This is a genomic window from Photorhabdus sp. HUG-39 (assembly GCF_963878365.1).
In the GTDB taxonomy this organism is placed as follows: domain Bacteria; phylum Pseudomonadota; class Gammaproteobacteria; order Enterobacterales; family Enterobacteriaceae; genus Photorhabdus; species Photorhabdus kayaii.
Map to the genome: position 1 here is coordinate 206,939 of NZ_CAWNWY010000001.1, position 13,939 is coordinate 220,877.

General features: G+C 42.6%; 13 protein-coding genes. 2 read left to right on the forward strand and 11 right to left on the reverse strand.

Features of this window, described 5'->3' with window-relative positions; translation table 11 throughout:
* The first annotated feature begins 23 nt into the window (after positions 1-23).
* Positions 24-1,178: a beta-ketoacyl [acyl carrier protein] synthase domain-containing protein gene (locus tag AAC155_RS01015; RefSeq protein ID WP_229015746.1), complete on the forward strand. Its 1,155-nt coding sequence runs from the start codon at positions 24-26 to the stop codon at positions 1,176-1,178.
* Between the two features lie 545 nt (positions 1,179-1,723).
* On the opposite strand, the gene AAC155_RS01020 is transcribed toward AAC155_RS01015, so the two are convergent.
* The 6 genes from AAC155_RS01020 to AAC155_RS01045 form a co-directional block, all read right to left on the reverse strand.
* Positions 1,724-2,704: a hypothetical protein gene (locus tag AAC155_RS01020; protein ID WP_113040671.1), complete on the reverse strand. Its 981-nt coding sequence runs from the start codon at positions 2,702-2,704 to the stop codon at positions 1,724-1,726.
* Between the two features lie 75 nt (positions 2,705-2,779).
* Entirely contained in the window at positions 2,780-2,965 is a 186-nt protein-coding gene (locus AAC155_RS01025; protein WP_113040672.1) for a hypothetical protein, read from the reverse strand.
* A gap of 96 nt (positions 2,966-3,061) precedes the next feature.
* The gene (locus AAC155_RS01030) at positions 3,062-4,813 is read right to left on the reverse strand and encodes a carbamoyltransferase family protein (RefSeq protein ID WP_113040673.1); all 1,752 of its coding nucleotides are present in this window, start codon (positions 4,811-4,813) and stop codon (positions 3,062-3,064) included.
* A gap of 19 nt (positions 4,814-4,832) precedes the next feature.
* Positions 4,833-4,973, reverse strand: coding sequence for a hypothetical protein (locus AAC155_RS01035; RefSeq protein WP_158536461.1), 141 nt, complete (start codon positions 4,971-4,973; stop codon positions 4,833-4,835).
* 400 nt (positions 4,974-5,373) lie between these two features.
* Positions 5,374-5,940, reverse strand: a complete 567-nt coding sequence (locus AAC155_RS01040) for an SDR family NAD(P)-dependent oxidoreductase (RefSeq protein ID WP_113040674.1) — start codon at positions 5,938-5,940, stop codon at positions 5,374-5,376.
* The gene (locus tag AAC155_RS01045) at positions 5,912-6,070 is read right to left on the reverse strand and encodes a hypothetical protein (protein WP_158536462.1); all 159 of its coding nucleotides are present in this window, start codon (positions 6,068-6,070) and stop codon (positions 5,912-5,914) included. Before AAC155_RS01045 ends, AAC155_RS01040 begins: the two co-directional genes overlap by 29 nt.
* 798 nt (positions 6,071-6,868) lie before the next feature.
* On the opposite strand from AAC155_RS01045, the gene dauA reads away from it, so the two are divergent.
* Entirely contained in the window at positions 6,869-8,584 is a 1,716-nt protein-coding gene (gene dauA / locus AAC155_RS01050; RefSeq protein WP_113040675.1) for a C4-dicarboxylic acid transporter DauA, read from the forward strand.
* 146 nt (positions 8,585-8,730) lie between these two features.
* On the opposite strand, the gene kdsA is transcribed toward dauA, so the two are convergent.
* The 5 genes from kdsA to hemA all read right to left on the reverse strand — a co-directional run bounded on the left by kdsA (position 8,731) and on the right by hemA (position 13,685).
* Positions 8,731-9,585, reverse strand: a complete 855-nt coding sequence (kdsA, locus tag AAC155_RS01055; RefSeq protein WP_113040676.1) for a 3-deoxy-8-phosphooctulonate synthase — start codon at positions 9,583-9,585, stop codon at positions 8,731-8,733.
* An 82-nt stretch (positions 9,586-9,667) separates the two neighbouring features.
* On the reverse strand, positions 9,668-10,477 hold the full coding sequence (gene sirB1 / locus AAC155_RS01060) for an invasion regulator SirB1 (RefSeq protein ID WP_113040677.1): 810 nt from the start codon (positions 10,475-10,477) through the stop codon (positions 9,668-9,670).
* Complete coding sequence (prmC, locus tag AAC155_RS01065) at positions 10,461-11,309, reverse strand: peptide chain release factor N(5)-glutamine methyltransferase (RefSeq protein ID WP_113040678.1); 849 nt, start codon at positions 11,307-11,309, stop codon at positions 10,461-10,463. The genes sirB1 and prmC overlap by 17 nt, the downstream gene beginning before the upstream one ends.
* The gene (gene prfA / locus AAC155_RS01070) at positions 11,309-12,391 is read right to left on the reverse strand and encodes a peptide chain release factor 1 (RefSeq protein ID WP_112879577.1); all 1,083 of its coding nucleotides are present in this window, start codon (positions 12,389-12,391) and stop codon (positions 11,309-11,311) included. The genes prmC and prfA overlap by 1 nt, the downstream gene beginning before the upstream one ends.
* A 31-nt stretch (positions 12,392-12,422) precedes the next feature.
* The gene (gene hemA / locus AAC155_RS01075; protein ID WP_113040679.1) at positions 12,423-13,685 is read right to left on the reverse strand and encodes a glutamyl-tRNA reductase; all 1,263 of its coding nucleotides are present in this window, start codon (positions 13,683-13,685) and stop codon (positions 12,423-12,425) included.
* Between the last annotated feature and the right edge of the window lie 254 nt (positions 13,686-13,939).

Below are 13,939 nucleotides of genomic sequence, written 5' to 3' on the forward strand. Positions count from 1 at the left end.
CATGTTCGGGCAAGGAAATTAGCATGAAATCAAAAACACAAATGCATTATTCAACAGATATTGCGATTACCAGCATAGCTGGACGTTTTCCTAATGCGGATTCGAGTCAATATCTTTGGGATGCGATCTTAGGGAAACGAGAACTGATTTCGAGTTATACCAATCAAGAACTTCACGATCAGGGCGTTAATACTGATGAAACCGGATTGCATTACGTTCCGCGTGGTGCGTACCTTCAAGCGCCAGAGGCATTTGATTACAGCTATTTTCAAATGATGCCGAGAGAAGTTTCTAAAATGGACCCTCAGCAACGGATTTGTCTGGAGGTTTGTCATGAGGCACTTGAACTTAGCGGTTATTCCAGCGGAGCAGACGCAGGGATCTGTTCAGTGTTTGTCGGTTCTCGCCAGAGTACCTGGCAAACCGATATATCGACGCAGAACCATTCTCCTGCTGACACCATGCTGCTATTTGGCGGAAGTTCTGTAGATGCTTTGGCAACGCGTGTGGCGTATAAGCTCAACTGCTTAGGACCTGCTATCAGTGTTGGCACTTTTTGTTCAGGTTCGCTGGTTGCTGTGCACATGGCTTGCAACAGCTTGTTGCTAGGTGAAAGTGACATGGCGTTGGCGGGTGGTGTTTGCGTCAGGTATCCCGCTCATGTTGGCTATGTTTACCATGCAGGGGGAATATTATCCCCGACGGGACGCGTTCGTGCATTCGACGAGAAAGCTGACGGTACGATTTTCTCTGATGCCACCGCGTTCGTGGTTTTACGCCGTCTGGAGGATGCTCTGCTTAATGGCGAGCCGATTTTAGCGGTTATCAAAGGATCGGCAATCAACAACGATGGGGCGGTCAAAGCGGGTTATAGCGCTCCGGGTGTTTCAGGTCAGGAGCAGGTGATCCGTCGTGCGCTTGCTGCGGCTGATGTCCGAGCTGAGCAGATTGGTTTGATTGAAGCACATGGGACTGGCACACCTGTTGGTGATGGGATTGAATTACGAGCACTAGGGCGAGTATTTGCCGACGTATCGGCCAGATCGTGTGCTTTAGGTTCGATTAAATCCAATCTTGGTCATGCTGATTGTGCATCAGGTATCGCCGGGCTGATAAAAGCCATCTATGCTGGTGAGAGGGGTTTATATCTGGGAATGGCGTTGCTGGTTTATCTCTGATGCGCATGATGACACTCATCTGGAAAGCGTTTATTTGGCATTTGTGGATAGTTTGGATGAACTTGAGGAAAACAACCTGCTTCCCTTGATATAGCCAGATCAAATAAGCCTACTATAGGCGATAACTTATTGAATTATTCAGCATCCTATCCTCCGGCTGTACTGAGTTCGGTACTTTGAAACGACGGCTAATCCTCGGCAAATTGGCGAGATTTTCAGGAATTTTGCAGTTGAGTAGCTATTGAGCGCCTTTTGAGGATGTACCGCCTTTCTATTGAATGGAAAGGCGGGTTAATAGCAAGTTTGTTTGAATGGGTAATTTGTGGAGCTACGATGGAAAATCAAGTGATTGAACCAACCTATGGTGTTTTAGGCATGGAGATAAAAAATCCAATTATCGTTGGATCGGGCCTGCCTTTCTGATCAAGCTAAAAATATTCGTCAGTTTATCGCTCATAGTGCTGGGGCGGTCGTGACAGAAACGATTATTGCTAGCGGCAATCCCTATCATATCTCACTAACCTTCTCAATTGAAATATTCAAACTTAACCTTTATACCGATATAACTCTCCCCACATTATATTAGTTATTTTCTCAATATGATCAAAACGCCCTGCTATTTTATCCAATATTTGCGGTGATAATGTAGCCTCAAATTTCAACGCTAGAATAGATAAAACTTTCCAGTGTTCAATCAATTCCGTGCAACGTTCAATCAGAGAAGGTGCAATATCAGCTCTAATTAAAGAATGTTTTAACAAATTCAAATTGGGTATCACATACAATACACTAATATGATCAAACAATCTTTTAGCCGCCCGGCAAGCTTCTTCCTCTGCCTGCTGAAACGCGTTCAGACATAATTTGCCATAATTTTTCAACGCGTCATAATATTCAGGCAAGGTATTAAATAATTCGGCCTGATGCGTCAGTAATTCCCTTACCGGTATAGCTTCCTGATCTTTCAGTGAGTCAATAATATAAAAATTACCCATATGATCATAAGTTTCATTGGGCACTTTATCAGAAAGCGCTAAATAAAATTGCTCAGATGGCATCCATGCCTCACAAGCATAGGATTCCCGATCAACCACCAAAGAATCAAAGATACACGCTTGTGAATAATCATCCGTAATAGCGGAGATCAACACAGCATGCAAATATTCTGGTTTATTAATATAAACCTCAGAATAAGATAAATGTACCGAATTAACCCAAGCAACGACACCCTTCCTCTGACATAATAATTCATATAATTGAAGACGCCAATGAGCGTAATCTATCGGTAATGAAATTATATTTGTACCCAAAGTCGCGGCACCAGTTAGCCCAACGGTTTCAACCGAAAAAGTATATTCAGGCATATTCAGTGCATCATACCCACTACGAAATAGATAACCATTGCCAGCTTCAAAGATCTCTGCCTCAAAAATCTCTTTACCCTGTAGATTAAGTAATCTTGTCAAGCTACCGGTAAAACAATTTATCGCAACATTTGCGTATGATTTATCCGTCACATTTTCCATGAGTATTTTATCACCTCGATACAATGGACTAATTTATGAATAACTGACCAAGTATATTACACCCTGTAATCACTGTTATTTTTCCTCCAATATCATTGCGGCTGCTTGTGCTATATTTTCGACAAGTAAATCAGGTTCATAATTCAAAGTATGTGCTAACAGCGCCAAAAGTAATCTCTCAATTCCAAATGCAATACAAGCGGAATGCATAGAACTATCACTGACACGACTGATAATAAGGATGTGTTTCCATATAATCAAATATCATCTCCAGATATTTTTCTAAGATGGTAAAAACACACATTTTATCCCAAAATCAATTAATTAATTGACATTTTAATCAGGACGCCATCAGGGTTATTCTTTCCATACGATAAACCCTTCAATATAAAGTTTGTCCAGTGAAGTCTTCAAAAATGTATCTACTGCAACCTCCGGCGACATAATAAGCGGCTGTCCCCTAACGTTGAATGAAGTATTCACCAGACAACCATAACCCGTTATCTTCTGTACCTCTTTCAATAATCGCCAAAAAGTTGCGTTAAAAGCTCGTTCAACAAGCTGAATACGCGCCGTTCCATCAGCATGGACAATACCTGACACCAGCTTCATCATTTCTGGTTTTACTTTGGCGGTGCAAAGCATATATCGAGTCGGCATTAAATTACGTGTCTCAAAAATAGTGTCGCAATCCTCATCTAGAATTGCCGGGGCAAATGGACGGAAAGCCTCGCGGAATTTTACTGTGCTATTAATTCTGTCCTTTATTTCTTCACCTGCCGGCAGAGCTAAAATAGAACGGTTACCCAGTGCTCTTGGGCCAAATTCCATTCGATCATGGAACCAGGCAATGATTTTATCTTCTGCAATATCTTTAGCCGCAGTAGCAAAATAATCATCATTCAGCCCTAAATAACGCCATTTCATTCCTGCATTGCCACCATGTCGGAATAATACATTACGGACTTCATCGGTGGAGAAACGAGGACCGAGGTAAGGATTAAAGCAAGGATCTGCACCATTGTGGTATTCACCAGCCACAAAAAGCGCAGCGCCCAAAGCAGAACCATCATCCCCCGATGCCGGTTGAATAAAGATGTTTTCCACACCATCAAGCTGACAAAGGACTTGGTTTGCTTTGCAGTTTAAGAATGATCCTCCAGCAAGACAGAGTGATGTTTCACCCGTTTTTCGCAGCCAATAGGTCACTAACTGTTTCAGCAGCAGTGTAAATTTTTCCTGTAATCCGGCAGCAAAATCCTGATGAACATCCAGTAAAGTGTCATCTTCTCTTCTCGGCGTAAAACCAAACATATCGCTAAGTTGTGCCATTGCACCGGGAAAACCATATTCCGCATTATCAAATGTTTGCGGTAACCAGTTTATCTGTATCGTTCCGCTCTCTACATCAAATTGAGCTAATTCATTGAAAATATCGCGGTATCGCTCAGGGTTACCATACGCAGAAAGTCCCATGACTTTATATTCATCACTATTAAATACAAAGCCAAGGAACCGGGTACAGATAGAATAAAATATTCCTAATGAAGAGCTAATTGGTTGACTGTACAATTTCTGGAATTGTTGATCTTTAGCAAGATAAACACTTAGGGATTCTATTTCACCCATACCGTCAGAAATAATACACAATGCAGAAGGGAAACCACTGGGATAAAAGGTTGATGCAGCATGAGCCAAATGATGATCTACCCCTTGAAAACGTGATTCAATATTTTGCCATCCCTTATCAGCTAATGCATTAATCACGGTTTTTCCACTAAAAACCTCCTCGAATAACGCTTCATTAGACATGAAAAATCGGCGATAATTATCATAATTAAAACCGTGGGCAATAACCTGTATATCGTCTTGCGTAAGACCTGCTTCTACTAAACAATAATTAATGGCATTAGCAGGAAACCGCCCTGTTCCTTTCTCTCCCGTAAAACGCTCTTCCGCCGCCGCGGCAACAATTTTTCCATCAATAATCACACAGGCCGCACTATCGACTCCCTGACAAATACGTTCGTCTAATTTACTTACCTCTGGATTATTCTCTCTCAGAAAACGTTGAGCATTAGGAAGGCCACTGATACCTAATATAACCATTTTCTTCACCTCCAAATTGTTATTTTTCTTTCATAAAAATTAAACGCTCCCGGGAATTCGTTCCCTTGCCGTCGCAATGCATCTTGAAATCCATAGGGTATATATACCCGTCATCTTTCAAGTTGTCTCTTTGTTGGCTGCACTCACTCACCCCGGTCACATAGTTATCTATGCTCCCGGGGATTCGTTCCCTTGCCGTCGCGATGCATCTTGAAATCCATAGGGTATAAGCAATTAAATTAATATTTAAAACCCTCCGGCAAAATATATATCGAAAAACGCACTCCGACTAACTGCCTGCAACAATTATGCCTATTGGGATAGACTCTCATTTACCCAGAAAAAATAACTCATAAACGATATAAAAATAAAGATATCTGATCATCATTTTCTATTCAAAATAGCGTAACCAACATTGGAATAATAACCAATAATCTTTTCTCATTAAAACGATTGGCAATATTAGACCAAGTGAAGAAATACATTTATTATAAATCCAACCCGCTAATCCAGCTAATTGATGAACGCATACTTACGGATCACGATTTATAATATTGTCACTAACCACTTAATCCCCCATCAATGCAAAGAGATGTTCCTGTGATATAAGTTGATGTACTCAGCGTCCCCACACAAAAACTGGCAATTTCATTAACATCTGCCATTCGTTTTAATGCAGTGCTTCTAGCGAATTCCATCTTCTTTTCTGGAGAAATATGACGCAACATACCACCATCAACATATCCCGGCATTACAGTGTAGGCCCTAACATTAAAACGACCATAGTCATTAGAGATACTTTTTACCAATGCATTCATGGCTGCTTTCGAACAAGAATAAGCGATGGCGCCTGTCTCTACACGTAAACTTGCCGTAGAAGAAATAAATTGCATCACGCCATTACGATTCTTCATAAAATGTGGCAGCAAATATTTTGCCACTCTTGCTGCTCCAAATAAGTTGACATTAAAAACATCATGCCAACCCTCAATATCTTGAGCATGTAATAAGCCATCCAATGACATTGCCGGCGTATAGATAACCGCATCAATACATTTCATTTTTTCAATGGCAATGCTAATAGCTTCTCTAACACTGTTATCCGACATAACATCTATACCCGTCATCTTTCAAGTTGCCTCTTTGTTGGCTGCGCTCACTCACCCCGGTCTCATAGTTATCTATGCTCCCGGGGATTCGCTCCCTTGCCGTCGCGATGCATCTTGAAATCCATAGGGTATAAATAAATTTCTTCATTACACGGTTTACGTGAAGTGCCTAATACTTGATAACCACTTGCAACCGCATGTCGGCAAATTGCATTCCCAATTTCACTTGATGAACCAATAATAAGTATTTTATGCATTTAAATATTTCCACCTTATCTAAAAGTTATTTTCCAACAGGAATCCCTACTTTAAATAAAGCATTCAAAATAAATATTATCTAAACAAAAAAACATTTTTAATTCATATATTATTAACGTATATATTTTTAGCTTATCTATTTTCAACTCACTTGTTCAATCTCATTCTTAAATAATAGGGTGAGTTCTTATATCTGTCAAATTATTAATCTAATATTTAAGAGATATCAAAGCATTGGTTAAATTACACCCAAAAATTAAATAAAAAAACATTCTGCGTAAAAATATTCAATACAGCTAGTTTAATTCAGTCATAATCAATACTTGTGGTGAATGCATAATTAATTATTTAACTTTCTAACAATAACAATTAAAAATTGTGATCAATTATGTGAATCCAAATAGCTTCAATTTTAAAAATATTAATTAAATTCTTTATGAAGTTAATTCAATAATATTCACCAATAAGGATAGATACTTAATAGAATCGGTTTCAGCCTATTTTATGGTGATAAGAACACTATTCTCCCTTTTACTTTTCACTTTCCTGACGTTAAGCTATTAACATTAAGTTTGATCTATAGCGCTATCGCTTTGAACTAAAAGCACTATTTTTACAATTCGGTCTTGCAATTTGGTTGTAACGACCTTATTACTTTTTTCCCTCTATATTTTTGGTTTATGCACAGATGAAAACTCGTAGAATGAACGGCATACGGCCGTTTAGTGCTGTAATTGATGCTTGTTGGAAGGAATCTTACTCTTTTGCTCGTTTAACTAAAGATATTATCGCTGGTATTACTGTCGGTATTATCGCCATCCCTCTCGCTATGGCGCTAGCCATCGGCAGTGGTGTCGCGCCACAATATGGGCTTTACACCGCCGCAATTGCCGGGATAGTTATCGCGATAACCGGCGGTTCACGCTATAGTGTTTCCGGCCCTACCGCCGCTTTCGTTGTCATTCTCTATCCGGTCTCTCAACAATTTGGTCTGAGTGGTTTGCTCATTGCTACATTAATGTCAGGCATTATTTTGCTGGTGATGGGATTAGCCCGCGTTGGTAAATTGATCGAGTATATTCCGCTACCCGTAACGCTCGGTTTTACTTCTGGAATCGCGATAACTATCGCAACCATGCAAGTAAAAGATTTTTTTGGTCTGCGATTGGAACATATGCCAGAGAATTATATCAATAAGGTTGCGGCTCTGTTTCAAGCTCTGCCAACGCTATATTTGAGTGATACGCTAATTGGCCTGACGACACTTGCCGTTCTAATTTATTGGCCTAAGCTTGGGCTGAAATTACCCGGGCATCTTCCTGCTCTCATTGCAGGAACTGCTGTGATGGGGATCATGAACTTATTCGATCAACATGTTGCTACTATTGGTTCTGAATTTAGTTATATATTGAATGACGGTACACAAGGGCAAGGTATCCCACCCATCCTACCGCAATTTGTTTTACCGTGGCATTTACCTGATATGGATGCTCATCAGGTTGATATCAGTTGGTCAACGGTTTCAGCCCTATTACCCGCCGCCTTTTCAATGGCAATGTTAGGCGCTATTGAATCACTGCTTTGTGCCGTGGTTTTGGATGGTATGACCGGTAAGAAGCATCACTCAAACAGTGAATTGATTGGTCAAGGATTGGGAAATATTGTCGTGCCATTCTTCGGTGGTATTACAGCTACCGCCGCAATCGCCCGCTCAGCCGCAAATATCAGGGCCGGCGCAACATCACCGGTTTCAGCCATTGTTCACTCTCTGCTCGTCTTATTGACTTTACTGGCATTGGCCCCCATGCTCTCCTATCTTCCTCTGGCTGCTATGTCCGCCTTGTTGCTCATGGTCGCCTGGAATATGAGCGAAATACATAAAGTTATCGATCTGATCCGCCGCGCACCAAGGGATGACATTATTGTGCTGGTACTTTGTATGTCGCTCACAGTACTGTTTGATATGGTTATCGCCATTACGATCGGTATCGTATTAGCTTCACTGCTGTTTATGCGTCGAATAGCCAATATGACTCGCATCAGTCAATTGCCACAAACCAATGTCGATAAAGCTCTGCTGGTTGTTCGTATCAATGGCCCGCTATTCTTTGCCGCCGCTGAACGTATCTTCACAGAATTAAAGGAAGAAAGTGCCAGTTATCAGACGATCCTCATGCAATGGGATGCCGTTCCCGTGCTAGATGCAGGTGGGCTGCATGCTTTCCAACGCTTTATCGATGAAGTGGGAAAAGATAAATATATCGCTGTTTGTGATATTCCATTTCAGCCGTTAAAAACATTGGCCAGAGCCAGAATCCAGTTGGTTGAAAATCACCTTAGCTTCCATGCGACATTACCACGAGCAATGGAAGAGTTGAATTTCAATGGCAAAATGGATAGCTGAAATTACCAGATAAAAGTTTGCTAGCTCTGTTTTCAAAAACTCTTTTTTTTAAACTCTTTTTTAAATAATGGCGCTGTAAACCAGCGCCAAATCTATTTATCACCAAATCTCGCCATCATTTGATGTCATGACATCAAAAAGCCACTTTATTTACTGGTATCCAGTTGAGGGAAGTTTTTCACCACATCATCAATGGCTTTCATCTGGCTCAAGAATGGCTCAAGTTTTGCCAACGGCAATGCTGATGGGCCATCGCACCTCGCATTCGCAGGATCAGGATGCGCTTCAAGGAACAGGCCAGCAATACCAACTGCCATTCCCGCACGCGCCAGTTCAGCAACCTGAGCACGACGACCACCGGACGCAGCACCTAACGGATCACGGCATTGCAGTGAATGGGTGACATCAAAAATGACCGGATGCCCCCCGGTTGCCTGAGCCATAACATTGAAGCCCAACATATCCACCACCAAATTGTCATAACCAAAGTTGCTGCCACGGTCACATAGGATCACCTGATCGTTGCCGCCTTCTTTGAATTTTTCCACAATATTTCCCATCTGACCTGGGCTGATAAACTGGGGTTTTTTAACGTTGATCACCGCACCAGTACGCGCCATCGCCTCAACTAAATCAGTCTGACGCGCCAGAAATGCTGGCAATTGGATAACATCAACCACTTCCGCCACCAGCTGTGCCTGTGCCGGCTCATGCACGTCAGTGATGATTTTCACACCGAAAGTTTGTTTCAGCTCCTGAAAAATCTTCATTCCCTCTTCCAGACCGGGGCCGCGGTAAGAGTGAATTGATGATCGGTTTGCTTTATCAAAGGAGGCTTTGAAAACATAAGGAATGCCCAATTTTTGTGTCACTGTCACGTAGTGCTCACAAATACTCATGGCCAAATCCCGTGACTCAAGGACATTCATACCACCAAAGAGAACAAACGGCAGATCATTCGCGACCTTGATATCACCAATATGAACCACTTTCTGTTGCATACTTATACCTTCCATTAGGGACCAATAAATTAATGAGATAAATCAGTGCAGTGCACTATTCAGTTCAGTGCAAAACGATATTTCAGTGTAAAACAAGGCATTGCTGCTTAATGGCGTATATCTGCATTCTGATCATTTCTGCCACCGGGTCCTCCGGGCAGTGCTCCACAAAATAATTTAAATCAGAAACCGCAATATGATTACAATCAAGTTCCGCATATATCAGCCCCCTATCACGTATTTCATAGGGGTTATCGGGATCAAACATCAGCACAGCTTCACTCGTTTTCAGTGCCAGTTCCATTTGACCTTCTTCCATTAACGCGACTTTTATCGTATCCAGCACTTTACGTACAATGATGGCGTTATCAGTTCCTTGCAAATCATCGGCTGCTAATTTAGCTGTCTGGCTAATATTACCTTTAAGCCACACATCAAGCACGTATTCACTTAACGCTTCGCCATTGAGTGGATTAATAAACCTCGCCGTGTTGTCTGGATAATCAACACGCAAAATCAACTGTGTTGGAAAAACAACCGGCATAAACGATAGCTCTAAAGCCTGAGCAATATGGATAAGAATTACCCCTAAAACAGCAGAGGAACCTTGGCGAGTTTGCAGTACTTTATCTAGCCATAATGTATCTGACAGACAATAAACACCACTGGCACCGCCGAATTTCCAGCTTTGATAAAAAAGCCTCAGTAATTTTTCCAACCGTTCTTCTATATTTAGCTGCGGAGATATTTCACGTCTGGCTTCATCAATCAATGCTTGAAGCTGCATTTCCACTGAATGCTGAGGAAAATCAGAACGCAATGTTCGGGAAATTAACAGGATACCGCTACTTAACGATGTATTATTAAATTCATAATCAGCTATGGCTTTCATCACTTTTCCACTGACCCAGTGTTATTCGCTCATTACCGCCATAATCCTGAAAAGTAGCTACCTGCCGATAACCATTTTCAGAAAACAGGCTTCTTACAACATTTCCCTGTTTCCAACCATGTTCCAATAACAACCACCCACCAGGTAACAAAAAATGGCGAGATAGATCAATAATGGTATTTAGATCAGCAATTCCCTGTTTTGCCGCAATTAATGCACTATCTGGCTCAAACCGAACATCGCCCTGAGATAGATGTGGATCGGTTTCATCTATGTAAGGCGGATTACTGACAATCATACCAAACTGTTGATTATTCAACGAAAAAAACCAATTGCTTAACAAAAAATCCACATTTTGTATTTTGAGTTTTTCAGCATTGCCCTGCGCCAGCATCACAGCATCAGGATTGATATCAACCCCGGTAACCCGGCAATCAGGGCGCTCACTCGCGATTGCCAATGCAATTGCGCCGGTTCCCGTTCCCAAATCCAGAATGCGGCAAGGTGTCAACGATAGCCGTTCAAGCGCCTTTTCTACCAGACATTCTGTGTCAGGACGCGGGATTAACGTAGCGGGAGAGACATTTAATGGCAACGACCAGAATTCACGCTCACCGGTGATATAGGCAATGGGTTCACCTTTCACCCGGCGAGCGAGTAAAGCCTCCAACTGGCTGAACTGCTCTGGCGCCAGTTGCGTTTCACCGAACGCCAATATATACGTTCGGGAATGGTGAGTGACAAACCCCAACAAAATTTCCGCATCTCGTTTAGGGCTGTCACTTGCCGATAACTGTATTGTGGCTTGTTTAAGCCAAGATAGATAATCCATCAATCCTGCTCTGACAAAGCCGATAATAGATCAGCCTGATACTCATTCACGATCGGCTGAACAAGCATATCTAATTTGCCTTCCATCACTTCATCAAGGCGGTACAAAGTGAGGTTAATACGGTGATCCGTCACCCGTCCTTGCGGGAAATTGTAAGTACGATTGCGATCTGAACGATCACCGGAACCCAGCAAGTTACGGCGCTCAGAAGCTTCCGCTTCCTGACGTTTACGAACTTCAGCAGCGCGAATACGGGCCGCCAATACAGACATCGCTTTTGCTTTGTTTTTATGCTGTGAACGTTCATCCTGACATTCAACGACAATGCCAGTTGGAATATGAGTGATACGGATGGCTGAATCCGTGGTGTTGACATGCTGTCCACCCGCCCCCGATGAACGGAATGTATCAATACGCAGATCACTTGGACTGATTTCCGGCAACTCGGCTTCCGGGATCTCGGGCAAAACCGCAACGGTACAAGCAGAAGTGTGAATACGCCCTTGCGATTCAGTTTCCGGTACACGTTGAACACGATGACCACCCGATTCAAATTTTAAATGACCATAAACCTGCTCACCGGAAACTTTAGCAATAATTTCCTTATAGCCACCATGCTCACCATCGTTAGCACTGATGACCTCAACTTTCCAACGACGGGATTCAGCATAACGACTGTACATACGAAACAGATCCCCGGCGAAAATAGCCGCTTCATCACCACCGGTTCCTGCACGCACTTCAAGAAAACAGTTACGCTCATCATCAGGATCTTTCGGCAACAGCAATAATTGTAGTTGCTGCTCTAATTCTTCATTGCGAACCTTAGCGTCCCTGATCTCTTCCTGTGCCATTTCCCGCATTTCAGGGTCATCAAGCATTATTTCAGCTGCTTTAAGATCATCCTGAACAGCACACCAGGCCTTAAAACAGTTCGTCACATCAGTCAGTTGAGCATATTCCCGCGACAAAGCACGAAAACGTTCTTGATCAGCAATCACATCGGCATCACCGAGATGAGCCAAAACTTCCTCGTGACGTTCTTGCAATGCTTCCAATTTAGCAACAATAGAAGGCTTCATTCTTGGTTTCAGACCCTATTCCGAGATATGGTTAATTATGTTCCAGCCCTAGGCTGTCACGTAATAAATTAAGACGCTCCAGGTCACCATTGCTGGCTGCTTGCTGGAGTGATTTGGTAGGAGCATGTATCAGGCGGTTCATCAATTGATGAGTCAATTGATTGATTGCCTGTTCTACGTCAGCTCCCTGATTGATAGCAGTCAGTGCCTTAGCAGCCATTTCAGCTCGCACCTGTTCTGCCTGATTACGATACTCACGGATTGAATTCACTGCGCCCTGCGAACGCAACCAGTCCATAAAATAACGGCTTTCCTGCTGAACAATGCATTCAGCCTGCACCGCCGCTGCTTTGCGCTGCGCAAGATTCTGCTGAATAATTGCCTGCAAATCGTCAACACTGTAGAGATAGACGTTATTGAGTTTTTCCACATCAGGCTCTATATCACGAGGAACCGCAATGTCAATGAGCAACATCGGTTGGTTACGCCGTAACTTTAATGCACGTTCAACCATCCCTTTACCGATAATAGGCAACGGGCTGGCAGTCGAACTGATAACAATATCAGCTTCAGCTAAACGTATGTCAATTTCAGGCAAGGTGATCACTTCCGCCTGAACTTCATCAGCCAGTACCTGTGCTTTCTCTTTCGTCCTGTTAGCAATCATCATATGGTGCACACGATGCTCTTTCAAATGACGAGCCGCTAGCTCAATGGTTTCTCCGGCACCGACCAGCAAAATATTCAGTTCAGAAAGTGATTCAAAAATCTGCCGCGCCAGAGTACAAGCGGCAAATGCAACAGAAACCGCATTCGAACCAATCTCGGTTTCCGTTCTGATGCGCTTGGCGACAGAAAATGATTTCTGAAATAGTCGCTCCAGTTCACTCGATAAAGAGCGGCTGTGCTGCGACTCGGCAAATGCTTTCTTCACTTGCCCAAGAATCTGAGGTTCTCCAAGTACCAACGAGTCCAGCCCACTCGCCACTCTCATCAAGTGGCTAACAGCTTCATTATCACAATGCCAGTAAATACTGGATTTTAGATCTCTGGGATTGAGTTGATGATATTCACACAACCAGCCAATTAACTGCTCATACAGATTATCTTGCTGTTCTACGCTGAGATAAAGCTCTGTACGATTACACGTTGACAATACAACCCCCCCTTTCACCAGGGGATGCTGGAGGAGGTTATCAAGCGCTTCACCAATCGTGTCTGGAGAAAAAGTCACCCGTTCACGCAAGGATACAGGAGCCGTTTTATGGTTAATACCAAGTGCTAATAAAGTCATATCAACTTCATTGAGTTATCAGCAGAGAGATCGTTCATCGTAAAAAACATTCTATACCCGTTACCTTTCAAGTTGCCTCTTTGTTGGCTGCACTCGCTCACCCCGGTCACATAGTTCGCTATGCTCCCGGGGATTCACTCCCTTGCCGTCGCGACGCATCTTGAAATCCATAGGGTATAATATTGATGAAATCATCACCCTTAATAAGGACTCTTATAAGCTGTGCATTCTACTTGATACCTCAGCTCAATAAA

What these genes read in the sequence shown, in the direction of transcription:
- AAC155_RS01045 (WP_158536462.1), bottom strand. Translation starts at nt 6,070, where the DNA reads ATGAAGAAATTTATTTATACCCTATGGATTTCAAGATGCATCGCGACG.
- prfA (WP_112879577.1), bottom strand. Translation starts at nt 12,391, where the DNA reads ATGAAGCCTTCTATTGTTGCTAAATTGGAAGCATTGCAAGAACGTCAC.
- dauA (WP_113040675.1), top strand. Translation starts at nt 6,869, where the DNA reads ATGAAAACTCGTAGAATGAACGGCATACGGCCGTTTAGTGCTGTAATT.
- AAC155_RS01020 (WP_113040671.1), bottom strand. Translation starts at nt 2,704, where the DNA reads ATGGAAAATGTGACGGATAAATCATACGCAAATGTTGCGATAAATTGT.
- AAC155_RS01015 (WP_229015746.1), top strand. Translation starts at nt 24, where the DNA reads ATGAAATCAAAAACACAAATGCATTATTCAACAGATATTGCGATTACC.
- prmC (WP_113040678.1), bottom strand. Translation starts at nt 11,309, where the DNA reads ATGGATTATCTATCTTGGCTTAAACAAGCCACAATACAGTTATCGGCA.
- hemA (WP_113040679.1), bottom strand. Translation starts at nt 13,685, where the DNA reads ATGACTTTATTAGCACTTGGTATTAACCATAAAACGGCTCCTGTATCC.
- sirB1 (WP_113040677.1), bottom strand. Translation starts at nt 10,477, where the DNA reads ATGAAAGCCATAGCTGATTATGAATTTAATAATACATCGTTAAGTAGC.
- AAC155_RS01040 (WP_113040674.1), bottom strand. Translation starts at nt 5,940, where the DNA reads ATGACGGGTATAGATGTTATGTCGGATAACAGTGTTAGAGAAGCTATT.
- kdsA (WP_113040676.1), bottom strand. Translation starts at nt 9,585, where the DNA reads ATGCAACAGAAAGTGGTTCATATTGGTGATATCAAGGTCGCGAATGAT.
- AAC155_RS01030 (WP_113040673.1), bottom strand. Translation starts at nt 4,813, where the DNA reads ATGGTTATATTAGGTATCAGTGGCCTTCCTAATGCTCAACGTTTTCTG.